At 70.8% G+C, this 25913-nt stretch carries 16 protein-coding genes and 4 pseudogenes; 6 read left to right on the top strand and 14 right to left on the bottom strand.

Annotated features, from left to right (window positions below):
* Positions 1 to 30: 30 nt before the first annotated feature.
* Entirely contained in the window at positions 31 to 1005 is a 975-nt protein-coding gene (locus ACF1AK_RS25770) for an alpha/beta hydrolase (protein WP_391501190.1), read from the top strand.
* Between the two features lie 166 nt (positions 1006 to 1171).
* Here ACF1AK_RS25770 and ACF1AK_RS25765 read toward each other — a convergent pair whose 3' ends face one another.
* From ACF1AK_RS25765 to ACF1AK_RS25750, 4 genes are all read right to left on the bottom strand, one after another.
* The gene (locus tag ACF1AK_RS25765) at positions 1172 to 1705 is read right to left on the bottom strand and encodes a hypothetical protein (protein WP_391501189.1); all 534 of its coding nucleotides are present in this window, start codon (positions 1703 to 1705) and stop codon (positions 1172 to 1174) included.
* A gap of 113 nt (positions 1706 to 1818) precedes the next feature.
* Positions 1819 to 8100 (bottom strand): DNRLRE domain-containing protein, encoded by a 6282-nt coding sequence (locus ACF1AK_RS25760; RefSeq protein ID WP_391501294.1) that lies wholly within the window; start codon positions 8098 to 8100, stop codon positions 1819 to 1821.
* Positions 8101 to 8776: 676 nt separating this feature from the next.
* The gene (locus ACF1AK_RS25755; protein WP_391501188.1) at positions 8777 to 10093 is read right to left on the bottom strand and encodes an APC family permease; all 1317 of its coding nucleotides are present in this window, start codon (positions 10091 to 10093) and stop codon (positions 8777 to 8779) included.
* A gap of 101 nt (positions 10094 to 10194) precedes the next feature.
* Positions 10195 to 11121, bottom strand: a complete 927-nt coding sequence (locus ACF1AK_RS25750) for a proline iminopeptidase-family hydrolase (protein WP_391501187.1) — start codon at positions 11119 to 11121, stop codon at positions 10195 to 10197.
* 44 nt (positions 11122 to 11165) lie between these two features.
* Between ACF1AK_RS25750 and ACF1AK_RS25745 the strand changes: the two genes are divergently transcribed.
* The gene (locus ACF1AK_RS25745) at positions 11166 to 11933 is read left to right on the top strand and encodes a FadR/GntR family transcriptional regulator (RefSeq protein WP_391501186.1); all 768 of its coding nucleotides are present in this window, start codon (positions 11166 to 11168) and stop codon (positions 11931 to 11933) included.
* Between the two features lie 113 nt (positions 11934 to 12046).
* Here ACF1AK_RS25745 and ACF1AK_RS25740 read toward each other — a convergent pair whose 3' ends face one another.
* Together ACF1AK_RS25740 and ACF1AK_RS25735 are read right to left on the bottom strand one after the other, a co-directional pair.
* Positions 12047 to 13579, bottom strand: a complete 1533-nt coding sequence (locus tag ACF1AK_RS25740) for a DEAD/DEAH box helicase (protein ID WP_391501185.1) — start codon at positions 13577 to 13579, stop codon at positions 12047 to 12049.
* Between the two features lie 397 nt (positions 13580 to 13976).
* The gene (locus ACF1AK_RS25735; RefSeq protein ID WP_045694210.1) at positions 13977 to 14180 is read right to left on the bottom strand and encodes a cold-shock protein; all 204 of its coding nucleotides are present in this window, start codon (positions 14178 to 14180) and stop codon (positions 13977 to 13979) included.
* Positions 14181 to 14670: 490 nt separating this feature from the next.
* Between ACF1AK_RS25735 and ACF1AK_RS25730 the strand changes: the two genes are divergently transcribed.
* The gene (locus tag ACF1AK_RS25730; RefSeq protein ID WP_391501184.1) at positions 14671 to 14898 is read left to right on the top strand and encodes a hypothetical protein; all 228 of its coding nucleotides are present in this window, start codon (positions 14671 to 14673) and stop codon (positions 14896 to 14898) included.
* A 145-nt stretch (positions 14899 to 15043) separates the two neighbouring features.
* Here the strand turns inward: ACF1AK_RS25730 and ACF1AK_RS25725 are convergent, their stop codons facing one another.
* The 6 genes and pseudogenes from ACF1AK_RS25725 to ACF1AK_RS25700 form a co-directional block, all read right to left on the bottom strand.
* The gene (locus ACF1AK_RS25725; protein WP_391501183.1) at positions 15044 to 15250 is read right to left on the bottom strand and encodes a hypothetical protein; all 207 of its coding nucleotides are present in this window, start codon (positions 15248 to 15250) and stop codon (positions 15044 to 15046) included.
* Positions 15247 to 15585 (bottom strand): annotated as a pseudogene (locus ACF1AK_RS25720) (DUF1295 domain-containing protein); the annotation flags it as partial. The pseudogene ACF1AK_RS25720 and the gene ACF1AK_RS25725, both read right to left, overlap by 4 nt.
* A 62-nt stretch (positions 15586 to 15647) precedes the next feature.
* Positions 15648 to 16208, bottom strand: a pseudogene (locus ACF1AK_RS25715) (DUF1365 domain-containing protein); the annotation flags it as partial.
* A gap of 53 nt (positions 16209 to 16261) precedes the next feature.
* A pseudogene (locus ACF1AK_RS25710) lies at positions 16262 to 17525 on the bottom strand (NAD(P)/FAD-dependent oxidoreductase).
* Between the two features lie 455 nt (positions 17526 to 17980).
* On the bottom strand, positions 17981 to 18916 hold the full coding sequence (locus ACF1AK_RS25705) for a B12-binding domain-containing protein (RefSeq protein ID WP_391501182.1): 936 nt from the start codon (positions 18914 to 18916) through the stop codon (positions 17981 to 17983).
* Positions 18917 to 19136: 220 nt separating this feature from the next.
* Complete coding sequence (locus ACF1AK_RS25700) at positions 19137 to 19811, bottom strand: sigma-70 family RNA polymerase sigma factor (RefSeq protein ID WP_391501181.1); 675 nt, start codon at positions 19809 to 19811, stop codon at positions 19137 to 19139.
* A 922-nt stretch (positions 19812 to 20733) separates the two neighbouring features.
* On the opposite strand from ACF1AK_RS25700, the pseudogene ACF1AK_RS25695 reads away from it, so the two are divergent.
* The 3 genes and pseudogenes from ACF1AK_RS25695 to ACF1AK_RS25685 all read left to right on the top strand — a co-directional run.
* Positions 20734 to 20829, top strand: a pseudogene (locus ACF1AK_RS25695) (IS5/IS1182 family transposase); the annotation flags it as partial.
* Between the two features lie 106 nt (positions 20830 to 20935).
* Positions 20936 to 22222 (top strand): MFS transporter, encoded by a 1287-nt coding sequence (locus ACF1AK_RS25690; protein WP_391501180.1) that lies wholly within the window; start codon positions 20936 to 20938, stop codon positions 22220 to 22222.
* An 807-nt stretch (positions 22223 to 23029) separates the two neighbouring features.
* Entirely contained in the window at positions 23030 to 23713 is a 684-nt protein-coding gene (locus ACF1AK_RS25685) for a hypothetical protein (RefSeq protein ID WP_391501179.1), read from the top strand.
* A gap of 588 nt (positions 23714 to 24301) precedes the next feature.
* On the opposite strand, the gene ACF1AK_RS25680 is transcribed toward ACF1AK_RS25685, so the two are convergent.
* Together ACF1AK_RS25680 and ACF1AK_RS25675 are read right to left on the bottom strand one after the other, a co-directional pair.
* Positions 24302 to 25357 carry a glucose 1-dehydrogenase gene (locus ACF1AK_RS25680; RefSeq protein WP_391501178.1) on the bottom strand — a complete coding sequence of 352 codons (1056 nt, stop codon included), beginning with the start codon at positions 25355 to 25357 and terminating at the stop codon, positions 24302 to 24304.
* Positions 25358 to 25421: 64 nt separating this feature from the next.
* Positions 25422 to 25847, bottom strand: a complete 426-nt coding sequence (locus tag ACF1AK_RS25675; protein ID WP_391501177.1) for a hypothetical protein — start codon at positions 25845 to 25847, stop codon at positions 25422 to 25424.
* Positions 25848 to 25913: the final 66 nt, after the last annotated feature.

Raw genomic sequence — 25913 nt, 5'->3', positions numbered from 1 at the left:
CGTGTGCCGCGACGCACTGGGGAGCGACCCATGACTGATCTTCCTCCGCCGATCACGCCCTACCTCGAACCTGCCGCGCAGCAGTTGTGCGAGGCGACCGATCCGCATCCGCGGATCTACGAGGTGCCGCCCGAGCAGGGCCGTGACATCCTCCTGGGCCTGCAGACCGGGCCGGACGTGCCACGACCGGCGGTCGACGAGGAGTGGGTCGAGGTGGATGCCGGCGCATGGGGCACCGTCCGCACCCGCATCATCCGCCCCCAGGGAGCCGACGGCGCACTGCCCGTCGTGTTCTACATCCACGGCGCCGGCTGGGTGTTCGGCGACGCCGTGACGCACGACCGGCTCTTCCGCGAGCTCGCCGTCGGCGCGGGCGCCGCAGGCGTCTTCCCCGTCTACGACCGCGCGCCGGAGGCGAAGTACCCCACCCAGGTGGAGCAGAACTACGCGGTCGGCCAGTGGGTGATGGAGCACGGCGCGGAACACGGCCTGGACACCTCCCGGATCGCCGTGACCGGTGAATCGGTCGGCGGCTGCATGTCCACGGTCTTCGCGCTGATGAACAAGGAGCGCGGCGGCATCGGCCTCAAGGCCCAAGTGCTGCTCTACCCGGTGACCAACGCGGACTTCGACACCCCGTCCTACCGGCAGTTCGCCGAGGGCTACTACCTCACCCGCGACGGCATGAAGTGGTTCTGGGACGCCTACACCACCGATGCGGCCCAGCGCGCCGAGCACCACGCCTCCCCCTTGCAGGCCACCCTGGAGCAACTGGAGGGCCTGCCGACCACCCTCGTCATCACCGACGAGGCCGACGTCCTGCGCGACGAGGGCGAGCAGTACGCCAACAAGCTCCGCGAGGCCGGTGTCGACGTCACCTCCGTCCGCGTGGCGGGCATGGTCCACGACTTCCTCCTCCTGGACAGCCTCCGCGACACCCGCGCCGCCAACGTCGCCCGCAAACTCGCCGTCGACGCCCTCAGGACGGCACTCCACGACGGCTGACCCGCCCAGGCTTGTGCGCGCGCGGACGGCGCCGCACTACCGGCGGCTCGCGGCGCTCGGGGCTCAGGACGCATCCCCCGTCCAGGTAGCCGCCGCCGTCATCGACCGCTTCCACCTGCTCCCACCACAGGGCGGTCTGACCACCGGGCGCGACGCGCGACGCCGGTCAGGCCGCCGCCGGCCCGCCGGCGGGGATCCGGTCGCCCGGGTGGTCCCCGACGTGGCACCACCAGGTGGCTTCGCCGTCGTGCGTGACGGCGTGCAGGCCCACCTGGTGGCGCGGACAGAGCGGCCACACCGTCCGGTACCGGTCGGCCAGGTACGACTGGACGGCGTCGGCGACCTCCGCCCGCACCCGCGGCCCGTCGAACGACTGGATCGCCGATCCGGCGACCGCCACGTCGCCCGCCGGGAACCCGGGGGACGGGTTGGTGAACTCCGGCAGGATCTCCAGGTCGTGGTGCGTGGACTCCCGCGCGTCGGCAACGACCTGGCGCAGCGCCTCCGTGACGGTCCGGCACTTGTGGTCGAAGGCGAGCCATGCGAAGCGTTCCACGGGCAGCTCGCCGTGCTCGCGGTAGACCCTCCGGATCCAGGCGGTCGGCCCGTCCGCCGGCAGGACGGCCAGCTCGCCGTCCATGCGTGCCAGCCAGTGCGCGAAGCGGTCCTCGTAGCGGGCCTCGAACTCGCGGTCGTTCATCGGGTGGTGTCTCCTGGCGACGAGGAAAGGCCGACCCGGCCGGAGGAACCGGCCGGGTCGGTGCGGTGCTGAACGGGTCTTGCGGTGGGACGTGTCCTGAAGACTCTCAGGCCTCAGCCCGAGTAGCGGCCACCACCGCCGAAGTTCTGGAACCGCTGCCAGTAGAACTGGGCGACGCCGATCGCGGCCCTGCCGGTGGCGTAGAACTGGACGGAGTCACCCGGGTCGAGGAAGCAGATGAAGAACCCGTAGCAGCTGTGCCTCCCGCGGGCGCCGTTTCCGTACCAGTACCCGTGGAAGTTGTACCAGCCGAGCTCGCCGTGGCTGTAGCTGCCGGCGGCCACCTGGTCGCCGTTGACGGAGAGCCGGTAGCGCCAGCCGGCGTAGATGTAGGCGCCGGCCCAGCCCTGGCGGAACCACATGTCCCACTGGAGCGAGCACTTGCGGCTCGACTTGTCGCAGATACGCCGGATGCGGACGCAGTTGTAGTAATTGCAGTCGGTCTGGACGCGCTCCATGAGCGCATTGCCGTCCAGGTCGTACTTGTTCAGCGGATCGGCACAGGTGTACTCGTACCGGTTGCAGCTGCCGTTGGCCACCGGGTCGACGGACAGGAAGCGGCCGGTGGCCGGGTTGTACAGCCGGACGCCCATCAGCATGACCGAGCCCACGGTCTCCGCGGACCGCTCCTGTGCACCCAGCCAGCCGTAGCGGGCGGCCGCCTGGCCGGCCCGGGCGTTGCCGTACTCGTCGCTGTCGAGCGCGACCGGCGCCTGGGAGGTGTCCAGCGGGAGCTGGAGGGCAATGTCGCCGTGCAGGTTGGCGAGCTGGAGGATGGTGCCCCCGGTCTTGGTGGTGGTGGCGCCGAGGCCGCCGACCAGGCCGCCGACGTTGCGGGTGAGGTTGCCCGCGCCGTCCTCGGCGATCCAGCTGGGGCTGTCGCTGTCGCTGGAGTAGTGGTTCGTCTTGGTGCCGCTCTGGGTCCAGGTGCCGGCGTTGTTGGTCTCGGTGGTCCAGCCGCGGAAGCGCTGGGCGGGGTCGAGGGTCCAGGTCTGGCGGTTGGCACCGGTCGTCTGCTGCTGGACCAGGTCGCTGGTGTAGTAGGCGACGGTGGATCCGGGCAGGGCGGTGGTGCGGCCGAACGCGTCATAGGTGTGACCGGGGTTCACCAGGCGGTCGGCGGTGTCGTAGGTGTTGGTCTGGGTGGTCGCTCCGGTGGTGGTGCAGTCGGTGCCGCGGGCCGCGACGGCCGTGGCGAGCGAGGTGCGGTTGGTGTTGTTGTCGAAGCCGTAGCTGCGGGTGGTGCAGACGGCGTCGGTGGAAGTGTCCTGAACCGTCGTCAGACGACCGGCCTTGTCGTACGTGTAGGTCTGGGCCGGGGTGACGCCGGGGGTACCGGTGTGGGTGGCCCGCTGGCCCTGGACGGTCTCGGTGATGCCGTCGGAGAGCACGACCGTGCCGTCGCTGTCGCGGGTGTACACGCGGCCGGTGGCGGTGCCGTTCGGGGCGTGGCGCTCGGTCATGGTGTACCCGCCGGGCAGGCCCTGGGTCACCACGGAGCCGTCGGCGTCGTAGCGGGCCGTGAAGGTGCCGGCGATCGAGTCGGTGACCGAGGTCGCCAGGCCGCGCGGGTCGACGGCGGTGTCATAGGTGTAGGTGGTGGTGGACGGGACGCTGTCGGTGACCGTGACGGGTCGGTCCAGCGCGTCGTACTGGGTCGTGGTGGTCGAGCCGTCGGCGTCGGTGTAGGACGTCAGGCGGCCGATCGCGTCATACGCCTTGGTGATGGTCCCGCCGGTGCCGGACGTCTGCTTGGTGACCGCGCCGGTGATCGGGTCGTAGGTGGTGGTGACCGGCGGAACCGCCGCGCCGGTGCCGCCGGTGACGGTGGCGGTCACCGGGCGGCCGGCACCGTCGGGCGTGATCGTGGTGGTGCGGGTGACGCCGTTGGCGGTCTCGTCGGTCTGGGTGATCTGCCCGAACAGGCCGTACTGGACGGTCTTGGACGGCAGCTGGGCCGGGTTGGAGCCACCGCCGGTGATGTCACCGGCCGGGCCGGTCCGGCAGACGAGGTCCGCCCACTCGGGGCGGCCGGCGCAGGTGCCGGTGCCGGTCGCGGACCAGTAGGTGGTGCGGGTGGTACCCGCGTCCGACCCGTTCGACCGGGGAAGCGACTTGGAGGTCTCCCGGCCCTGGCTGTCGTAGCCGGTGACGGTGGTGAGGTTCAGGCCGCCGACGTCCTGGATGCGCTGGGTGGCGACGTCGAGGACCCAGTCGTAGACCCGCTTCTCGCTGCGGGTCTCGACGAACACGTCCGGCCAGGCCCGCAGCGCGCCACCCGTGACGGTGGACGTGACCAGGTCCTTGACCTTGGCGGTGCCGTCGGTCGGGCGGCCCTCGTCGTAGATCTTCACGACGCGGGTGCGGGAGAGCGCCTCGGTGCCGGCCTTGGCGACCGTCGCGCCGCCGGACACCACGTCGGCGCCGAGGGTGACGCGGTGCAGCGGGCCGTAGCTCTCCGTCTCACGCAGCCCGTCGACGCTGATCACGCTGGTGCTGGAGAGCAGCTGGGCGCGCTCGCCGCTGGGGAGGGTGTTGATGCCGAGGTCGGCCAGCTGGGCCTTGGCGGCGTCGGTGGTACCGAGGGCGAGTTCGCGGTTGGCCGCGGAGAGCGTTCGGACGCTGTTGCCCGACCTGTCGTACTCGGTGGTGGTGATCCGGTGTCCGGGGGTGGCCGTGTTGACCTGGCGGCCGGAGGCGTTCAGGTAGTTGACGGTGGCCCTGGTGTAGTCGCCCGCGTTCAGGTCGGTGCCGCTGTTGGAGGCGGGAACCTGGTCGGCGGGGAAGACCGCAGTCGCGTCGGTCGGCAGGTCGGTCTGGCCCCAGGTCAGGCCGGCGGTGGCCGACAGGTCCTCGGGCGCCTTGCTGCCGCTGGTCGGGACGCCGTAGACGATGGTGGTGTTGGCGGTGCCGTTGACGGTGTTGGTGCCCGGGGTGAGGGTGTTGGTCCACACCTTGGTGAGCATGCCGTCGCCGGCGGACGGGTTGGCCGCGATGCTGCCGTAGGCCATGTGGTAGCCGCCGTTGATGCCGGGCGGCAGGATGCCGGCCAGCGCCCCGTTGGAGGAGGCGGCGGCAACGTACGAGTACTGGGTCTTGGTTCCGGCGCCGAGGCGCGGGTCCCAGGTCTGGCGCAGCGAGCCGCCGAGGTCGTAGCGGTAGGTGGCGACGTCGGTGGCGGTGGCGTTGGCCGCGCCGGGGGCGGTGGCCCACAGCTTGATGGTCGACACCTGGCCGGCGAAGTCACCGAAGTCGGTGCTGCTGGCGTAGCCGGTGGCCGTGGTGGCGGTGGCGTACACGAACTGCAGGACGCGGCAGCCCTTGGTGGCCGGGTTGGCCGCACACGCGGCGGCGGTGACGGCGGAGGTCGGCGCGATCATGTACTTCGGCCGGGCCAGCGTCTTGCCGTTCACCACGGTCGTCTCGGAAATGACCGTGGAGGTCGAGTTGTCAAGGCCGTCATGCAGGCTGGACGTCACCGTCCAGGTCGCGGCGGCCGGGTCGACCTTGGCGAAGGTGGTGACCGAGCCGTCGGTGTCGGACAGGGTGAAGTCGCCCGAGGCGAAGGTGCCGCGCAGGGTCAGTGCCTCGCTGCCGGGCTCCGGGACCCAGCCGTTGCCGGCCGCATTGGCGGTGAAAGCGACGGTGCCGCCCTCGGTGAGGACCACGTCCAGCGAGGTGTTCGAGGTCTTGCGGATCTCGGTGTAGGCGGACTGGGAGACCTCCGCGCCCACGCCGGAGGTCCAGTTCGGCCCGAAGATCGCGGCCTGGCCGTCCTGGTTCGCCGCGGCCTTCGGGTCGCGCGAGGAGTGCGTACGGCCGACCGACAGGTTGAAGAACGAGGCGTCGGTGACGGAGACGCTGTAGTCACCGGTCAGCAGGTTGAGCGTGCCCGGGCCGACCTGCGTGGAGGCGGCGCCGGACGCCTTGCGGTCGACAACCACCTTGACGCCCTCGGAGGAGACCGCCGCGCCGTTCGGGCCCGTGAAGTCCGCACGGAGCTGCGCCGCGCCGTCGGGGCTGACGGTGCTGGTGGCGTTCCAGGTGAGCGACGGGCTCTTGCCGGTGGTCAGTGCGACGGGCCAGTTCACCGTGTTGCCGCCGTTGGTGACGTCCGTGGCCGGGATGGTGGTCCACGGGTCGGCGTCGGAGCGGCGCCAGGAGAAGCTGACGGCGTTGTACTTCGCCGCGTCGGCCTCGGCGATCAGCGGGAGGCGCGCCGCGGTGCGGGTGCCGTCGTTCGGCGAGATCACGCCGCCCGCGCCGACCTGGAAGGTGTACGACAACGCGTCGGACTTGTTCTCGGCCCGGCTGGCGGCCCGCACCTGGAGGATCTGGGTGCCGGCCCTGTCCGGGGTGACCGTCAGGTTGACCGGGGCGGCGGAGCCGTTGGTGGGGACCTTCGTCCAGTTGGTGCCGTCGAGCGTCCACTCCAGGGCGCTCTGGCCGCCGGACGCCGGGGTCACGGTGAACACGCCGGCCTGGCCGGCGCCCTTGACCCACTGCCCCGACGGGTAGTCCGTCGAGGTGATCGCGGTCGGCGCGGACGGCTTGGAGGTGTCGACCGTGAAGTACGCCCACGGCGACCAGCCGAGGTTGTAGTGCATGCTGTCGTACGGCGAGGTCCGGAAACGGTACGTCTTGCCGTTGGCCAGCAGGCCGGCCGGGACGGTCACCGAGGCGGGCTGGCCCGAGGCGACGTACGGCGAGACCAGGACGTTGCCGACCTGCGCGTTGGTGTCGTTGTCGAAGATCTGGAAGGTGCCGTTGACCTTGTCGTTGTTCGGGTCGACGAAGGTGTCCCGCAACGTCGGCGTGGTCGAATTGACCCACCAGGTGCCGTTCGCGTCCTTGTAGAACGGCGAGCCGGCCTGCTGGTCGGTGCCGGTCCGCGGGCGGTAGTTGTAGGTGACCGTCAGCTTCGGCACGTTCGAGCCGGCCTCGGAGGAGTTGACCTCCTTCCAGTACTTGGTGTTGGTCTCGTCCGGCGCCCGCAGGCCCATGCCGGAGGTCGACTTCTTCGCCGACGTCCAGGTCTGCACCAGATTGGTGACGTCGGCGTTGATCCAGCCGTCGTTCTGGCAGCCGGTGCGGCCCGCGGTCTCGTTCGACGAGGCGAGCTTGGAGTTCCAGGCCGGCTGCGCCGTCCAGCGGGACGCGGTGGACGCGAGCCCGGTGTCGTAGATGTCCCAGGCATAGGCGGCGCAGTCGCTGTTGCCGGAGTGGAAGTTCCACAGCGACAGCGTCGCGTTCATCACCAGCGCGTCGGCGATCGGCCCGGTGTTCCAGTTGATGAAGGCGCGGGCCTCCCGGGAGGAGCCGTCGGCGTTCTTGGTGCCCGAGTTGCCCCAGTACAGTTCGGTGTCCGCCGACCAGTCGACGGTCTCGCCCTTCTGCACCCGCGTGTCGAAGACGTTGCCCAGCGCGATCGTCGACGGGTCGACGGTCACCGGGAACTGCGTCCTCGCATCGGCGAGGAACGCCGCATCCGGCGTGAACACCAGGTCGATGTTCTCGCCGTGCTGGACAACCTTCAGACCGACCTCGGCGCGGTTCGGGTGCTCGTGCGATCCGGCGATCGAGGTGGCGTCCCACATCACCGGCGCGGGCAGCACGGCCCGCTTCTCACCGGTCTTCCGGTCGGTGAACAGCACACTGCCGTCCCCCTGCGCCTCCGCCTTCAGGCCCTTGGCCTTCAGCGGCATCGTGTACGAATAACCGGCCGTCGTGGGGCGCTGTTTGAGCACCGTGAACTGTTCGAAACCGGTCCGGGTGGCCTCCACCACCAGGTCCGCCGCGCCGTCCGCGATCGCGTCCCTGTACGTCGCCTTCGTGCCGTCGAGCTCCGGCTTGGGCAGACCGCCCTTCCACTGGAGCTCGACCTGCTGGTCACCCTCGCCGAGCGTCACCAGGGTGCGGTCCTCGTTCTTGCCCGCCTGCGAATCCGCGAACGAATTCGCCCGCGAACCGCCCGGCGCGGCCAACTTCAGCCCGCGCGGGTGCGCCTTCGGCGCCACCGAACCGTCCGCCTGCGGCTGGAGCGTCAGATCGACGTCCGTCCACTCCCCGCCGCGCTGGAAACGCACCGGACCGGCGAACAGCTCGGTGGTCAGCGAACCGTCCTTGTTGACCCACGTCGTCGATGTCTCGGTCCGCTCGGACAGCGCCTCCACCCGCTGCCGGGACAGCCGCGCCGTGACCCGCGCCGACGGCACATCGGCCGCCGTGGTGGCCCACTGCGCACTCTGACCGCCCTGCGGTCCACCGGCGTTGCCCTGACCGGGCGCGGCCAGCGCGGTCTCCGTCCCGACCAGCACCGACACCGACACGGCCATCGCCACGGCGACGCCCACCCCCCGGACACCCGGCGGCATCGACCGCCCGCGGCGCCCTGATATGCGATCGCGCACATCATCTCCCTTGTCATGATCCCGCCCGTGTGACGGGGCCGCACGGATCGTATGCGAGGGAGCAATGGGCCATATGACGCCCTGTCAGGACAAGGACGCTCAAGAAGTTCCCAGGAAACCCGAAGCTGTTATTCAAGTGGAATATGGGGCACCCGTGAGGACAGTGCGGGTTTTCCGTGGCGCATCGACGGGAAGCAGTCGGACGCTCGGCGGCGAGACCCGAGGCTTGGCCCGGGCCTGCTCACCGGCCTCGCCACCACCGGGGTCCTCCTCCTGCACCGGTACGGTCAAGCCCTCACCCACAGGGCCGGGGCCGGCGCCGGGCCTGCCACCACTACGGGCCTGACGACCCATCGGCACGTGCCGCACCGAGCCGAGGCCAACCGGCCCGCACGCCCCGCCCGGGAGTGGCGCACCGCCGAACGCCGAGGGCCGGCAGGTGCGCCGGTGGACGAGGACGTCCCGAGGCCGGTCCGCCGGTTCAGAGCGGTCAGCCGGTGCCGGCCATGCCGGCCCGGGCGGGCAGGCGGACGCGGAACGTGCAGCCGACGGCGGTGTCCTCGACGGTGAGGGTGCCGCCGTGGATGCAGGGGGTCAGCGCTCAGTGCCCGCTCCGGGCCGTGGCTGCCGCTTCGGTGTCCGGGTGGCGTGTGCGGAAGGCCCAGGAGCCCGCGATGCCGATGCCGACGAGGAGCCATCCCAGGCCGAGGAGTTGGGCGTGGGGATCGGCGTTCCACAGGGCGTAGCCGAGCACCAGGGTGCCGAGCAGTGGCGAGGTCCAGTGCAGGAACCAGTTCCGGCTGCGCCCGCGGATCCCGAAATGGACGATGACGGCGATGTTGAGCAGGATGTAGGCGGTCAGCGCGCCGAAGGTGACGAGCGTGGTGAGCAGTTCCTGTCGGGTGGTGCCGGCGATGCCGATGACGAGGGACAGCCCGGCGATCAGGAACATGGCGTTGCGGGGAACCTGGTGCTTTCCGACTTCGGCGAAGACGGCCGGCAGTTGACGGTCGCGGGCCATGCTGAACACCAGGCGGCTTGAGGTGGCCTGGGAGGCGATCGAGTTCGCGAAGATCGCGATGAGGGCGGACGTCAGGGTGATGACCACCTTGAACCAGGGTCCGACGACCTTGCCGGCGATGTCGTAGAACGCGTTGTTGACGGGATCGCCGTCGGCGAAGACGGTGTCGGCCGGCACGAAGACCGCGGCGAGGTACACCTGGGTGACGAAGAGCAGGGTGACGACGACGAGGACGACCATGGTCGCCTTCGACACCGTCCTTCCGCCCCCTTTCGCCTCCTCGTTCAGGGTGGAGATCGCGTCGAAGCCGATGTAGCTGAGGGCGGCGATGGGGATCGCGCCGAAGACGATCTCCCAGGAGAATTCATCGGCCCGGAAGACCGGGTCGAGGGTGAAGGCTCCGCGCCCCTGGGCGACGGCGACCGCGGCGCCGATCACGAAGACGGCGAGGACGAGGCACTGGATGACCAGGAACACCAGGTTCATGCCGGCGGTGAGCGTGATGCCGCGCAGGTTGACCGCCGCCGCGAGAACCACGAAGAGGATCACCCACACGAACTCCGGAACGCCCGGCAGGACACTCGTCATCGCCGCTGCGGCGAACACCGAGAGCAGGGCCGGGAGCAGGAGGTAGTCGAGAAGGATCGCCCATCCCGAGACGAATCCGAAGAACCGGTTGATGCCGAGGCGGACGTAGGAGTAGACGGAACCCGCGACGGGGAAGCGCTTCGCCATCTCCTTGTAGCTCATCGCGCTGAACACCATGGCGACGCCGGCGACGACGTAGACGAGAGCGGGCATGCCGTGGGAGAAGTTGTAGATGATGCCGAAGACCGCGAGCGGCGCCATCGGAACCATGTAGATGAGCCCGAATGCGACGACATCGCCGAGCGACATCGTTCGCTTGAGTTCTTGCGCGTACCCGAGCTCTTCGAGCGTGGTGTCAGGTCTTGACGGCGCATCAGGGAGCGGACTGGCCAAGGGATTTCCCTTCGGAGCTAGTGGGCGTCGAGGAAGCCGCGGATCGCGGAGAGATACGCCCCGGGCTGTTCGAGGTGAACGTTGTGGGTGCCCGGCAGGACGACGAACTCACTGTGCGGGTTGGCTCCGGCGAACCCCCGGAGCGTGTCGGGACGCGCTTCGTCGTCCGAGCCGGCGATCCAGAGCGTGGGGACGTCCACGGAGGCGGCGACCCCCGAGAGATCGGTTCCGCGGAGGGTTCCCGTCTGGCTGAACTCGTTCGGCCCCCACATGGTCTCGTACACATCGGTTGCCAGTCGGCTCATCGAATCCCGCAGTGGATCCGGCCACGGGTCCAGGGCGCAGAAGTGCCGGCGGTAGAACTCCTTCTCCGCGTCCGCGTAGCCCGGCGCGCCCGGCCCGGCGTCGATCGCGTGCCGCAACGGCGCCGGCAGTGCGTCGGTCAGTCGCCGGGCGTCCTCGCACCACCGGTCGACGCTGACCAGGGGACTCGCAAGGACCAGTGACGCGACGCGTCCGGGGTGAGCGGCATAGGAGGAGAGCGCGAGGAGCCCGCCCCAGGAGTGCCCGAAGAGGTGCACCCGGTCGCAACCGAGGTGCTCGCGCACGAGATCCACCTGCTCGGTGAAGACCTCCAGGGTGAGAGCGGCCGGATCGGCCGGTCTGTCGGACCGCCCGCAGCCGAGCTGATCGAACAGGATCACGGGGCGTTCGTCCGCGAGTTCGAACAGCGGGGACAGATACTCGCCGGGCATCCCCGGCCCCCCGTGCAGCACGAGCAACGGGGGCTCGGCGATGCGGTCCGGGACGAGTGCGCGGTAGGCCAGACGCCCCTGCGGGGTCGGGACGAAACCCGTCCGGACGTCGACGTCACGTCGCATATGCGGAGATGTCAGCACCTCGGCTCCTTTGGCTGGGGCCCACCTTCTCACAAAAGGTTCCATGGGGGAACCTTTAGTCGGACGGATCCTTGGCGGATGATGGAGGGATGCCGGCCCCTGAAGAGACCCACCTCGAACCGTTCCCGCGGGACACCCAGTCGCGGACGCTGGGGGAACAGATCGGGGACCGCCTGATCGTCGCGATCGCGATCGGCGAGTACCTGCCCGGGGTGCAACTCCCGCCCGAGCGGGAGCTCGCCGAAGCCCTGGGGGTGGGACGGGTGACCGTGCGCGCCGCGATCGCCCGGCTCGTGGACCTCGGGCTCCTCCGGAAGCAGCGCGGACGCACCGGCGGCACCTTCGTCATCGGCTCGGACGCCGTGCGCACGGAGCCCGCGATCCTCCAGGTCCTCGCCGCCGCACGCGCACGGCTTCTCGACCAGTACGAGGCGGAGAGCTGGCTGCACGGAGCCGTCGCGGCGGCGGCGGCGCAACGCCACACCGGATCCGACCGGGAGGCGCTGCTGATCCGCCTCGAAGAATTCCGGGCGGCGGGCTCGGGACCCGAGGCCCAGGCCGCGGACGAACTGCTGCACGAGACGGTCGCGAACGCGGCTCGGAGTCCGGCGCTGCACGAATCCCTGCTGACGCTGGAACGCCGCCTCCACATCCGTGCTCCGCTGCACCCCTGGGGTACGGAGCCGACCTGGCAGGACATGGAGCGCCGCGCCCTGCGCGACCACGAACGCCTCGTCGAGGCCATTCTCGCGCGGGATGTCGCCGCGGCCCACGAGATCGGACGCCTGCATGCCCGCATCAATATCGAGCACGTCGAAGCAGCCCACGTCACCGTCCGGACAGATGCGGACAGGTAGTCCGAGGCCTGCGGCTCATCCCGGGGAACGCGTGGTTGCGGTGGCCGGGGCCGGCGTGAGTCGTTCCCCGCGCGGGCCTCGCGGGGCCGGCCACGGGCCGGGCCCGCCGGGTGCTACGCGGCGGGGGCGGTGCGCCCGGGTGCCCGGTGGCCGGCGGAAGCTCCGCGCTCGTCACGGCCGGCGGCCGTCCGGGTGCCGCCGCCCGCATGAGCGGGACGGCCGTGCCGGCCGCGGCTGCCGGAGGCGTTGCGGCGCGGGCGCTCGAAGGCGGGTCCGGGGATCACGACGGGCACGCCGGTGGGCACGCGGGCACCGGTGATGCGGGCGAGTTCCTCGCCGCCTGCGAGGACCTTCGTGGTGACGGGAACGATGCCGGCCGAGGTCATCAAGCGGGCCGCCGCACGGCGCTGGCCGGGCAGCACCAGCGTGACGACGGTGCCGGACGCCCCGGCGCGGGCGGTGCGTCCGCCGCGGTGCAGGTAGTCCTTGTGGTCGATCGGCGGATCGAGGTTGACGACCAGGTCGAGGCCGTCGATGTGGATGCCGCGGGCGGCGACGTTGGTGGCGATCAGCGCGGTCACCTCGCCGGTGCGAAACTGCTCCAGGGTGCGGGTGCGCTCCGGTTGGGACTTGCCCCCGTGCAGGGCCGCCGCCCTGACGCCCTTCGCGAGGAGGTCATCGACCAGGAGGTCCGCTCCGTTCTTGGTGTCGGTGAACATGATCACCCGGCCGTCGCGGGCGGCGATGTGGGCGATCGTGGCGTTCTTGTCGTAGGTGTGCACCTGCAGCACGTGGTGCTCCATGGTGCTGACCGCCGCCGCGGACGGGTCCACCGAGTGCGTGACCGGGTCCTTCAGGAAGCGCCGCACCAGGCGGTCGACGTTGCGGTCCAGGGTGGCGGAGAACAGCATCGTCTGTCCGCCGTCGGCGACCTGTTCGAGGATCTCGGTGACCTGGGGCAGGAAGCCCATGTCGGCCATCTGGTCGGCCTCGTCCAGGACGGTGGTGCCGACCCGGTCCAGCCGGCAGTCACCGCGCTGGATCAGATCCTTGAGCCGGCCCGGGGTGGCCACCAGGACCTCGGCCCCGCGGTTCAGCATCCGCGCCTGGCGGCCGATCGACGTCCCGCCCACCACGGTGGCCGTCCGCAGGCACACCGCGTGGGCGTAGGGGGTGACGGCTTCGGTGACCTGCTGTGCGAGTTCGCGGGTGGGAACCAGGACCAGGGCCAGCGGGTGGCCCGGCTCGGCCCGCCGGCCGGCGGTGCGGGCCAGCACGGCGAGGCCGAACGCGAGGGTCTTGCCGGAGCCGGTCCGGCCCCGGCCCAGCACGTCGCGGCCGGCCAGCGAGTTGGGCAGCGTCGCGGCCTGGATCGGGAACGGGGCGGTGACGCCCTTGCGGGCCAGCAGCGACAGCAGCGCCGTCGGCAGGTCCAGTTCGTCGAAGGACTCGACGGGCGGCAGCACGGGGGTCGCGCTCACCGGCATGGCGAACTCGTCCGGGGAGGAGGAGCGACGCGAAGGACCCCGGTCCTGGCCCCGGCCGCGGGACCGCCGGCCGTCGGCCGGGTCCGGCGCGTGCGAGGGGGAACCGTCCCCGGAGCGGGGTTCGGTTCTCCGGTACGAGGGGCGGCTGGGGCGGTTCATGCGGGAAGACCTTCCTTCGGGCGGCGCGTCACGAGGAAGGCTCTGCGGCGCGGGGCCGGAGAAGACCGCAAGGGAACGGGCCGGAGATGCGGCGGGCGGAACGTGGACGGCGGACCCGTGGGCCACGTCGCCCGTGGGCGGCGCCTGCCGGGAAGGGCGGGCATGGAGGGCCTTGGGCCCCGGACACTCACCACGAACGGCCGGACATCGGCCCGGACGCCGCACTGCGCGTCCCGCCCGCCCCGTGACGGCCGCTGCCGCCCCGTGACGGCCACGGCCGGCGGGGGCGCCGGCCCGGCCGGGGGCGCTTCGACGGCGCCCGAAAACGCCGAGGCCCGCACCGGGCAACATGTCTCGGTGCGGGCCCCTCGCTACCGGGCGGGTGCCGGAGCAGAAACTACAGCGGGCGGATGTTCTCGGCCTGCGGGCCCTTCTGGCCCTGCGTGACGTCGAACTCGACCTTCTGGCCCTCAAGCAGCTCACGGAAGCCGTTGGCGTTGATGTTCGAGTAGTGGGCGAAGACGTCCGGGCCGCCACCCTCCTGCTCGATGAAGCCGAAGCCCTTCTCCGAGTTGAACCACTTCACGGTGCCATTAGCCATTAAAATCTCCTTCATGGGCTGTCCGAAACCCGCACGGCGCGGACTTCGAGTCGCCGCGATGAGCACCCACCCGGGGAAAGAGCCGGGAAACAAAAATGCGCCTGCGAAACATCAGCAGGCGCACACAAAGTTCATGGGAACCACTACTGCAACTATTAACGACTGTAGCAGGCCCGGGCCCGCAACGGGTGAACATTTCGCCCCGGGTTTCGAAGGGGCCGTCCCCGAGGTCGCACGTCCGGCCGCCGCCCCTTCCAACTCGCCTGCGCCCCAACCCACTTGGAGTTCCCATCGCCCGCCGTCCGCTGCCGGGCCTTCCCGGCGGGGCGGCGCGGCCCGCCGGGAACCTCCCCCGGCGGCCCCGTCCGCGACCGGCACCGCGCACCCGGGGCGTATCGAACGTGCCGTACGCCACACGGATTTCGACGCCGCCGACTCCAACGCTCCGGAGGGTTCCGCTGCGGTGTTTTCCGGCGCATACTGGCCGGAAATGACGAAATACTCGGCAGCCCGCCGCCACCTGCCCACCAGCCCCTTCCAGGCACGGCCTGAAGCGCCGCGCAAGCACTTCGCCCCCGGCGACCGCGTCACCCACGACAGGTACGGCCTCGGCCGGATCGTCAGCGTCGAGGAGACCGGCGACGCCGCCGTGCTCGTCGACTTCGGATCACACCAGCAGCGCATCGTCCAGCCGTACCACGCCATGTACGCACTCTGACCCCCGGCTCGGCCGCCCGCCGAGATCACGGAAGGCCGTCACCGTCGACCCGGAGCACCGGACTCCGGGCGTCGACCCGGAGCACCGGACTCCGGGCGCTCCGCCGCCACGAGGCGTTCGCCGCCCACCTCGGACGCGCCGTCACCTACGAAGCGCTCACCCCGGCCGCCTCCGGCGGCCTGCCCGCCCCGGTGCCGGGCACCGACACGGCCGCCGGCCCGGTGGGACTGGATGACTTCCTGGGCACCTTCCCGGACCGAGCGACCGCCCCGGCCGCTCCGCCCGGGCCCGGCTCGACGGGGTTGTCGTGCAGGCGCAGGTCCTGGGTGAACAGGGCGATGGAGACGGTCACGGGCGGTGCCTCGCAGTGGGTGCGGTCGCGGTGTTCGGGTGCCAGCGCGGTGGCAGCGGGATGAAGCCGCTGGTACGGGAGACGTACTCGGCCCAGCCCGGCCGTCGGGTGGCCATCTGGCGTTCCAGCACGGGTTTGCCGCTGCCGAACGCCAGCAGCCAGGTCATGAGGACCGGGCTGAGGACGAAGGCCCAGCCGGCGGGGGTGTCGGCGACGAGCAGGAACAGGCCCCACCAGACGCAGGCGTCGCCGAAGTAGTTGGGGTGGCGGGTGTAGCGCCACAGGCCGCGGTCCATGATCCGGCCCCGGTTGGCGGGGGCGGCCTTGAAGTGGGCGCGTAGCGGATGTGCAGGCTGACGGCCCAGGTGGCGAACGGGTGGGTGAGTGCGGCGCGCAGCAGGGCGGCGGGGCCGGCCGGGCGCGCGGTGCCGCGGACGGTCGCGGTGAAGGCGCGACCGCCCCCGCGCTCCAGGTGGACCGTCAGCCGCAGGTGCCCGCCCGGTTCGGGCAGCACCATCGTGTAGCGGCCGTCGACGGGGAAGAACGGTGAGACGTAGAACTCCTTGGCGCTCTCCGCACGGCCTTCGGGATCGGGCGCGAGCAGGTAGCGGTGCCGGCCGCCGTAGGTGTTGTGGACCTCGGCGACCGTGCACAGCGCACGGCCCGCCCCGTCGCGGCACCAGTAGACGGTCAGCGGGTTGAACACGTGCCCGAGCGAGCGGGCCTGGGTGAGCATCAGGACCTGTCCGTCGCCGAGCCGCACGCCGTGGTGCGCGAGGTAGCGCTGCAGCTCCCGGCGCGGTGTCAGCGGATCGCCGCTCGGGTCCGGGGCGTGGTCGCGGGGAAGGAACCGGGCCAGCGGCCGAAGCGTCCGAGGCACGGCCGGCAGGTGGTCCAGGTCGACCAGCCACAGGTACCCGCGGTGGCGGAACGACCGGAGCCGGGGTGTGGTGCGCACGTGCGTGGTGACGGTGTCGTAGAGGAGCGCGCCCCACGGTCCGGGCAGGGCGGTCACGGCGCGCTCACCCCGAGCAGGGCGCGGGCCGCCTCGCTGCCGGAGCGGCAGCCGTCCTCGTGGAAGCCCCAGCCGTGGTAGGCGCCGGCGAACACGGTGCGGGCGGTGGTGAGTTCGGGCAGTCGGCGCTGGGCGGCGACGGAGCCCGCGGTGTACACGGGGTGCTCGTACACGGTGCGGGAGACCACCAGGTGGTCGGGGACCGCGTGCCGGCGGTCCTCGTTGAGGGTGACCAGGTAGTCCTCGGCGGTGTCGAGGTGCAGCAGCCGGTTGAGGTGGTAGCTGACCCGGACCCGGTCGGCGGGGGCGGTGCAGTGCGGCATGCGGTAGTTCCACGATCCGCGCGCTCCCCGGGCGGAGGGGAGCACCGCCGGGTCACGGTGCAGCACGGTGGGGTTGCGCGAGTAGGTGAAGGCGCCGAGGACCTCCGTTTCGGCGGCGGTGGGGTCGGCGAGCAGGCGCAGGGCCTGGTCGGCGTGGATGGCGACCACGACGGCGTCGGCCTCGGTGCGGCGTCCGTCCTCGCAGGTCACGGTGACGCCGCCGGGGTGCCGGTGGACCGCGCGGACCGGGGTGGAGCGGTGGACGGCGGTGAGCCGCTCGGCGATCCTGTCGACGTAGGTGCGGGAGCCGCCGACGACGGTGCGCCAGCGCGGTGAGCCGGTCACGGAGAGCATGCCGTGGTTGTCGAGGAACGCGAACAGGTAGCGCGCCGGGTAGTCGCCCGCCAGGTCGGGGGCGCAGGACCAGACCGCGGAGACCACCGGGGTCATGAAGTGGTTCACGAAGTACCGCGAGAAGCCCCTCGGCGGCGAGGAAGTCGCGCAGGCTCGGGTCGCCGGCGTGCGGGTCGGCGAGCAGCCGGCGTGCGAGCCGGTGGAAGCGCGGGACCTCGGCGAGCATCCGCAGGTACCGGCCGCGCACCAGGGCGTGCGGCCCGGCGAGGAGGCCGGCCGGTCCGCGTGCACCCGCGTACTCCAGACCGCAGCCGTCACAGCGCACGGACATGCTCATCTCGCTGTCCCGGGTGCGCACGCCGAGCTCGGCGAAGAGCCGCACCAGGTGCGGGTAGGTCCGCTCGTTGTGCACCAGGAAGCCCGTGTCCAGCGCGAGTGCCCGCCCGTCCCCGGCGGTGACGTCCTGGGTGTGGGCGTGGCCGCCGAGCCGCGCGTCGGCCTCGTACACGTCGACCTCCACCCCGGCGCGGCAGAGCTCGTAGGCCGCCGTGAGCCCGGCAACGCCTGCCCCCACCACCGCCACGGTGCGCGGGCGCGCGGCGCGATCCGCACGGGCTCCGGCCCGGGGGGTGGAAACGGTGTCGAACACGGTCACGAGAGCCCCTCCCGACCGGGCCCCGAAGCGGCCCGCGCTGGTGTCGTACCGGGTCTTCGGAGCCGGCAGCGGCTCGGATTGGCCCGGATCCGCATCCCGGGAGAAGCAGGGAGCAGGACACCGCCTCGTGGTGGGAGCCACCGAGGTGCCCGCGGTCTGCGGGCACGGCCGTGCGACACGCCGCGCGGTGCACTCGCCGGCGCGCCGCCGCCCACGAAGACGGTGTCCCCGCGCTCCTGGGGTGCCGAGCAGGAGCGCGGCCGGAGGTGGGGCGGTCCGGCGGTCCGGGTAGTCCGGGCGGTCCGGGTAGTCCGGGCGGTCCGGGCGGTCCGGGTAGTCCGAGCGGTCCGGGCGGTCCGGGCGGTCCGGGCCTCGAAGGGGGTTCAGGCCGTGACGGCCTGTTCGAGGAGGTCGACGGCGTCGGCGAGGGTGGCGGGACGGGCGACGCCGGCGGGGGGCCGGTGCCGGGCCCAACCGGGACCGGCGGCCACCACCACGGCCCCGCTGCGGGACCCGCGCGGCCCCCACGTGCTGTCGCCGATCCTGCGCACCAGCTCGCGGTCCGCGGTGTGCTGGTCCTGGGACCAGATCATCACAGCCCCCGGGCCGATCCGCCGGACGGCGTCCAGCAGGGCTCTGGCCGGGACGGCCGCGCCCAGCATCCGGAAGGGCACCGAGCGCTCCGCCAGTGCCGCAGCGGTGGCCTCCAGCGGGAGGGTGTGCAGATCCAGGGGAGTCGCCGTCAGGAGGACCGGACTCGCCCGACGGGCGGTGAACGCGCCGACGGCCACGCCTCTGAGAGCACTGGAGACGTGCCAGGACAGCAGGTGCTCGACCTCGACGTACTGCTCGCCGTCGGCTGCCCATTTGCGGCCCGCGGCGCGCAGCGCGGGCATCATGACCTCGGTCCATGCGTCGACCACTCCGAGCGCGTCCACCGCTTCCCGCAAGATCCTGGCGACCTCCGGCGCGTCCAGCCTCACCGCCGCCCGGGCCAGGCCCCGGCATTCCGGGCGGACCGACCCGACCCGCAGGGCCCGGCTCCCGCCCGGACCGTGGCCGGGAACGAGCCCACCGCTCGGCCGGCCCGTTCCCGGCTCGGGGCGGGCAGGCCGCGGTTCGGCGCGAACCGCGCGGTCGCGCTCGGCCAGGGCGACGCGGGCGGCCTCCCCCGGAGGGACCCCGCGTGCCGTCAGCCGGCACATGTTCTCCAGGACGGCGATGTCCTCGGGACGCCAGCGGCGGTGGTGCCCGGCTTCCCGGTCGGCGGGGCCGATGCCGTAGCGGCGTTCCCAGGAGCGGACGGTGGTGGGCGACACCCCGAGGCGCCGGGCCACACCCCCGGTCGGGAGGCCCCCGTTGTCCACCGGGCCCGGCGCCGGAACCGGCTCCCCGGGCAGGGCTGCGGCCCGTGGTCCCGTCGGGGAGTGAGCCCGTGCCGTCACCACCCCGCGATCCTTCCCCCGTCGCATCGCACGCGGCTCACCCACGGCCCCTGGTTGATCGAGGTCTTCATGGTCCACCGGCCGTCTCTCCGCATCACATCGCAGCGCTTCCGTAGCGGCCCGGCCCGGGCGAGCGGCCAGGACGGACGCTGCCCGGCCGGCTCCGGCCGCCGTCAGGAGCGAAGGCGTCCCCCAGCCGGATGAGGCCATCGCGGATCCGCGTCTTGACGGTACCCAGCGGCACGCCGATCAGCTGCGCGATCTCCCGGTGTGAGTACCCGTCGTAGTAGGACAGCATCACCGCCTCGCGCTGCGCCGGACTCAGCTCCGCCAGAGCGGACCGGACCCGCAGCCGGTCCAGCGAGCGGACGGCCTCCTCCTCCGGCGACTCCTGCAGCAGGGGCTCCCGGTCCGCGGCCGCCTGATCGCGCCGATCGGCCGCCCGGGCGGAGCGCACACGGTCCACCGCGCGGTGGTGCGCGATCGTCAGGACCCACGTCATCACCGAACCCCGCTCGGGCCGGTAGGCCGCCGCCGTGCGCCAGACCTCCAGCAGGACCTCCTGGGCGACCTCCTCGGCATGAGCGGTACTGCACAGGGTCCGCAGCGCCACACCGTAGACAGGCGCCGCGACCACGCGGTACAGCGCCTCGAACGCCCGATCGTCGCCGCGTGCCGAAAGATCGAGAAGCCCGCGCAGATCAGCGGCCGCCGGCACGTGCCCGCTGCCGCACAGCGCGCCGGTTCGATTTCGCGTGGTCCAGGTCACCTCGCCACGGTGCAGCGATTCGACGCCCTGAGCCCAGTCGAACCGTTTGTGCAGCGTTTCCGTGCTCGCGGGGCGGAACCGCCGCGGCACCGCCGCGGCTCTCCCCCTCGGCGGCCCCGGCCGATCCCGCAGAAGAGGCCGCACAGTGCGTGCTGGTGATCGCCACCTTCGGCATGTACGGCCGGTGAGCGACAACCTGCCGCCCGACAACCCCTACTGGCGCCACCGCCACCCCCGGTCGGCCGACCGCAACGGCTCGGAAGGGATGGCCGGCGGGGTGGTGCGTCCCGGCCTACAGGTGGGGTTCCTCGCCACCTCGGCGAGACTGTCCCAGCGAGGAAGCCCCGGGGACGGGGTGCCGCCAGGCAGGTCTGGCGGCCTGGAGGGCTTTCCCGGCGGCATGTGCCAACCGTGAGCCGCGGAATTCCCGCCGTTCTGTCCGGGTCCGCCGGTATCCTCCCGGTGCAGCCGGTACGTAGATCGCTTGACCAGCGGCCCCCCGGGCGCGGAGGGAATTCCCCGTGATAGATCTCAGCAACTACGAACTGGCTTGGCCCGTCGGCCTCTTCACCGCTGAGGGCAAGCACATCGCGGCGTCCGGACGGCGCGACTGGACTTCCAGGGCGCAGTGGCTGCTCACCGAGGCGTTCCAGGGGGCCAGCGCATGCTCGAAACTTCGACGACCTGCCGGCCGCGGCGCCGAGGAGCGACGATCCCTGGGGCCAAGTGGACCCTTCTCCCTGGGGCGAACCAGGCGCGCTGTGTCAGGACCGGCTCCTGGTCTCCGGCGCGGTACCTGCCGCGCGCCCAGGCCCGGTGCGGCTCGGCTCCGCCTGGCTGGTCGCGGAGTTGGAGGGCAGGGGCTATCTGGTCGAGCACTTCGGCGAGGAGTGCGTTGATGTCGACGAGGTGCTGCCCGAACTGGAAGATCCTGCGCGACTGCCGTCTCAAAGGCGACGGCGTTCACCACTCCATGCTCGGCATCGCCCGCCTCCATAACCTGCTCCAAGCCGCGTAGCAGTACCGACCAGCGGACGACCGGTCCCGCCTCGACCTCTCAAGGATCAGTTACGGGACAGGCTCTTAGAAGTTCTTCGCAAACTACACATCAGGAACGAGGGATTGTGAACGTCGACACCGGAGCCGATCCGGCAACTACTGTCGCCAGGCCGATCAGCGTATGGCGACAACGCAACTTCCAGGCGATGTGGTCGGCGCACACTGTCAGCCAGTTCGGGACACAGGTCACCTTCTTCGTGATCCCCGTACTCGCCCTGACGACACTCTCGGCGACGACCAGTCAACTCGGCATCATATCGTCGCTGGAGACGTTACCCTTCCTCCTGGTCGGACTCCCCGCGGGTGCACTGCTCGACCGCTGGGACCGCAGGCGTGTGATGGTCACGGCTGACATCGGCCGGGCCGTGGCCATCGCCCTGCTTCCGATCGGCTACCTCACGGAGCACCTGAGCCTGCCCCTGCTCGGCGCGGTCGGATTCACCATCGGCCTGTTCACCGTGTTCTTCGACATAGCGGACCAGGCGTTCCTGCCGACCGTCGTCTCCCGGCAACAGACCGCAGACGGTAACAGCAGGCTGGAGTTCTCCCGCTCGACGGCGGAATTGGCCGGGCCCAGCATCGGGGGTCTCCTCCTGCAGACGGTCGCCGCGCCACTGATCCTCGTCACCAATGCGGTGAGCTACCTGGTGTCCGCCGTCTTGCTGGGCTTCATCCGGATTCCGCAGGCCGAGGCGCCGAAGCCCCCGGCAAGGACCAGGATGGGCACCCAGATCGCCGAGGGGCTGCGCTTCGTCTTCCGCCACCGGATGCTGCGGGCCTTGGCTGTTGCGACCGGAATCAGCAACTTCGTGGGACTGAGCGGCGCGCTCGGGGCTGTGCTGACCGCCTACGCCCTGCAGGACCTGGAACTCTCGCCGGGGGAACTCGGGCTCGCACTGACGGTGGGGAACTGCGGCGCGCTTCTGGGCGCCGTGCTCAGCGGCCGGCTCATCAGACTGGCTGGCCTCGGCAGGGTCCTGATCGCAGCCAAGTCCATGTCGGGAATCGCGGTCGTCATCCTCGCGACGGCGACCGAGGCCCGGGGAATACCCACGCTGATCGTCACCACCGGCGTCATGGCCTGCGGCATCACTGTCTACAACATTGGACAGGTCAGCCTTCGCCAAGCGATCACACCCACCGGGATGCAGGCCCGGATGAACGCTTCCATCCGGTTCGCCATCTGGGGCACCCTGCCGGTCGGGGCCCTGGTCGGCGGGTACCTAGCCTCGCTCATCGGCATACGTCCCACCTTGTGGTTGATTGCCGCAGTGGGCCTTCTCTCCTGCTTGCCCTTGATGGCGACCAAGGATGTCCGAGCACTGCGCACCTTTCCAGCGCAGCTGCCCTGACGGCAGATCGGTACAGAACGCCCCGTGGTAAGAGCTTCGAGAGAACGAGGAAAGCACCCAACCACCCGACTGCAAATCAAGCGAGAGGCATTTGACCGCCCAAATCGGGCGGTCAAATGCCATTTGTAGCCGGCCGCGAGCACGCCAGCCGGTCGACGCTGCCCTCGGCGGCCGTCGTCGCCCAGGCGACGTGCCCGGAGGCGACAGGAACGGACAGAACTGCGCCGCATAGACACCGCAGATCTCGTGCACCGGGGCCTCGCCGCTCCAGATGGCGTCGACGCTTCCTCCTTCCGGCATATGCATGACGAACTGCCACCGCGCCTCGTCGCGGAACGGCAAACCGCAGACCGCGCACCAGTCGAACGTCGCGAGGACCAGCTTCCTGTGCTCGTCGATCGAGCCGAAGTCGACGCCGTCACTGCCGCGGTCCACCGTCGCGATCACTGGATACCCACGAGGGTCACGACTGAGATGCCCCAGGCGCTGAGGGATGGTGATGTCTCCGGGTTTCACGGCCGCTCCTAGATGATCTTCGCTGCACCAGTGGCGCTCGCCGATCGGGTGCCAGTCGGAGTCGCACCTCATCGGTCCGGGAGCCTGCGTCCTGCGTCCGACAACGCCGCGACAGGTCCGGACCTCGGAATCGAGGCCTTCGGCAGCAGGGCTCGGACGGAGCGCGACCTGCGACCCTCGCTCGGACCGCCCGTCAGCATGCTGTCGTAGCTGTGAGGGAGGATCACGGCAGCCATCGAACACTGCGGCGGCGACCACCCGCCGCTGACCCCACTGTCGAAAGGGAGAGGCGTGTTTCTCGAATCGCCCGCCGCAAACTGGGATGCCGTGCCAGTTGAGGAGGCGCTGGATCAGTACGACATGGCCGAAGCGAGCACCCGCACCAGCTGGGATGTCGACGACTATTTCGGTGAGCAGCCCGAACATTTCTACGTCCACCGCGGTGACCTGACGATCGACGGTGCGCTGGCGCTGGGCAACGCGCCCTGCGAGGACGAGGACACGGTCTACGTCATCGATGGCGATCTGACCGTCAGCGGTCCCCTCACTTTCTGCAACGCGGACGTCTACACGACGCTCTACGTCACCGGCTCGGTCGCGGCACAGGATCTGGTGTGCCTCTGGGACAGCTGCCTGTTCGTCGGCCGGTCTTTGACCGTCCGGAACCTTCTCGCGACCTCGCTGTACGACCCGGCCGCCCTCGTCGTCAACGGCCCGGTGTCCGCCCATACCTGGCTTGAGATGGGCGGCCGGGGCTGCATCTACTTCGCCGGCAAACCCACGACCGACACCTGTATTCGCGGGCACCTGAACGAGTACGCCGAGGGAGCCAACGCCGCTGTCCACCTCGGCGGGGAAGGCAAGGTCGCCGGCGTTGCGGAGGCGGTCCTCCCCGAGTTCCTCCATGAGGACAGATCCTGCAAGAGCCTGGAGATCCTGAAGGCGGTGCTTGAGGGCAGGCCCGTCCTGCGGTAGGCACCCGCCCAGGCGCGCTGTTGCGGTCGGTCCGGGGTTCCCGCGAGCGCGCGGACCCCGACCGTCGAAGCCAACGGCACCGTCGGCGAGGACGCGTGGGACGGGGCTGGTCGTGCGGAAGCAGTGCCCATGCTCTGCGAGTTGATCCCCGTCTTCGGCAAACTGCGTCTGGAGGACCTCGCGCACGAACCACATCTCCGCCTACGCCCACGAGCAGCTCGACGCCGGCCGAAGGCGCCAGGCGGTCTACCCCTGCTTCGCCACACGCTCCAGCGCCCTGGGCGCGGCCGTGCGCACGCACCGCCTGCCGTTCAACGCCGCCCAGCCCCTGCCCATGCGCAGGCCCCGCCCCGACGAGCGCGTGCCGTGGACCGCGGAGCAGGCCGTCGCCTTCTCTCCCACTGCCGAGGTGTCGACCCGGCCTTCGCCGACCTCTTCGAGGTCATCATCGGCACCGGCCTGCGCAAGGGGGAGGCACTCGGCCTCCAGCGCCCGTGCGTGCGGCCGGACGACCGCGTCATGTACATCCGCCACACTCTGTCCGATCGAGGATCGCTGCACGGCGATCCTCGATCACGCCGACCTGTCCTACCTGTTGTGGAGCAGCCGGCCGCCGTCGACGACCAGGGTGTGCCCGGTGATCCAGGCCGCATCGTCGGAGAGCAGGAAGGCCACGGCCGCACCGATGTCGGCGGGCGTACCGAGCCGCTTCAACGGGATGGAGCCGACCACCTTCTCCTGGCGGCCCTCGACGTTAGCCCTGGTGAAATCGGTGAGGACGGTGCCAGCCTCGACGCAGTTCACCCGGACTCCGGGCGCGAGCTCGTTCGCCATCTGCCGGGTGAAGTGGTTCACCGCTGCCTTGGCCGTCCCGTACGAAGTACCGTCGGGGACGGCAAGCTTGCTGGCGATCGAGGATATGTTGACGATGGCGCCGCCGTGCTCGGCAAGCCAGCCGTGCCAGGCCGCCTGAACCCAGGTCAGTGCGGACATCAAGTTGAGCTCGATAGTCCGCCGGTACGCCGTGACATCGGTGTCGACCAGCCGGCGGCCGTCCCGCTCCGTGCCGCCGACGTTGTTCACCAACAGGTCCAGCGACCCAAACCGCTCGACTGCGGCCGCCACCGCGTTCCGCGCGTGCTCGGGATCGTTGGCCTCGCCCGCGATCCCGAAAGCGTGTTCTCCGCCGAGTTCGGCGGCTGCCACACGCAGCTTGTCCTCACTGCGCGAGGTGATCACCACATTGGCACCTCGCTCAACCAACGCGGTAGCGATGCCGAAGCCGATGCCTGTCCGACCGCCGGTCACCAACGCAGTCTTGCCATTCAAGCCCGTCACAGTCCACGAACCTTCCTTTGTGGCGCCTGCCGCTACTTTCGGATCACCGCCCCTGGAAAGCAAGAGGACGGAGACCCTTCTGAAAATTGATTCAATCAGCACCAGAGGGCGGCAACAACCCGCCCAGGGATCACATATTTTAGTTCTCTTGTCAGTCACGAACACGCCACGAATATGCCTCCAGCACCCTCGCGCAAAGTTATATCCGATGGGGGCGATGAGGCCGATGGAGGCCGCCTTGCTGACCGCTTCGAGTCGGGAACTGGCCTCCAGCTTCGTGAAGATGGCCCCCAGGTGCCGCTTCACTCGCCCTCAACAATGGTCAGCCGCCGCGGGATCTGCCGATTGCTCATGACCTTGCTCACCAGGGTCAGATCCCAGCTCCCGTTCGGCGAGCGTCTCCGGGTAGTTCGACGCCGAGACGATGCGGGTCAGTGCCTCGGCGGACGCGAGCAGCACGATGCGGACGTCGTCGGCGTACACCGCGCGAATACTGGACACCAGATCGGCCCGGCTCACCGACTTTCGTTTGATTTGTCAGCATCTCGAATTCCGGGTCGATCAGCGTTTCCCGGATGACAGCCAGGTCGGCCGCGGTCAGGCTGGCCTGGCTCAGCAGGCAGGGCTCCAGCATGCTGCTGTGCAGCCGGGCGAGCAGCGCGGTCGGCTCTCCACCCTGCCCCGGTGCTTGGTAATCCCGCACCGTGACCTCCTGATGACCAGCAACGGCGAGCACGTCCGCGTTACGCGACGCCCAGGAGAAGTCCATACCGGTCTCCACGCCGAGCTTGTACACGGCCTCGTCGGCATCGGGTCGGACAGGCCCAGCCGGAACTGCTGCACGCTCACCGTGGCCAGCTGC

The sequence above is a fragment of the Kitasatospora sp. NPDC015120 genome (assembly GCF_043080305.1).
In the GTDB taxonomy this organism is placed as follows: Bacteria; Actinomycetota; Actinomycetes; order Streptomycetales; family Streptomycetaceae; genus Kitasatospora.
This window is presented reverse-complemented; position numbering and strand designations above follow the sequence as displayed.

What these genes read in the sequence shown, in the direction of transcription:
- ACF1AK_RS25760 (WP_391501294.1), bottom strand. Translation starts at nt 8,100, where the DNA reads ATGGCCGTGTCGGTGTCGGTGCTGGTCGGGACGGAGACCGCGCTGGCC.
- ACF1AK_RS25745 (WP_391501186.1), top strand. Translation starts at nt 11,166, where the DNA reads ATGCCGGCCCCTGAAGAGACCCACCTCGAACCGTTCCCGCGGGACACC.
- ACF1AK_RS25750 (WP_391501187.1), bottom strand. Translation starts at nt 11,121, where the DNA reads ATGGAACCTTTTGTGAGAAGGTGGGCCCCAGCCAAAGGAGCCGAGGTG.
- ACF1AK_RS25755 (WP_391501188.1), bottom strand. Translation starts at nt 10,093, where the DNA reads ATGTCGCTCGGCGATGTCGTCGCATTCGGGCTCATCTACATGGTTCCG.
- ACF1AK_RS25765 (WP_391501189.1), bottom strand. Translation starts at nt 1,705, where the DNA reads ATGAACGACCGCGAGTTCGAGGCCCGCTACGAGGACCGCTTCGCGCAC.
- ACF1AK_RS25740 (WP_391501185.1), bottom strand. Translation starts at nt 13,579, where the DNA reads ATGAACCGCCCCAGCCGCCCCTCGTACCGGAGAACCGAACCCCGCTCC.
- ACF1AK_RS25735 (WP_045694210.1), bottom strand. Translation starts at nt 14,180, where the DNA reads ATGGCTAATGGCACCGTGAAGTGGTTCAACTCGGAGAAGGGCTTCGGC.
- ACF1AK_RS25770 (WP_391501190.1), top strand. Translation starts at nt 31, where the DNA reads ATGACTGATCTTCCTCCGCCGATCACGCCCTACCTCGAACCTGCCGCG.
- ACF1AK_RS25730 (WP_391501184.1), top strand. Translation starts at nt 14,671, where the DNA reads ATGACGAAATACTCGGCAGCCCGCCGCCACCTGCCCACCAGCCCCTTC.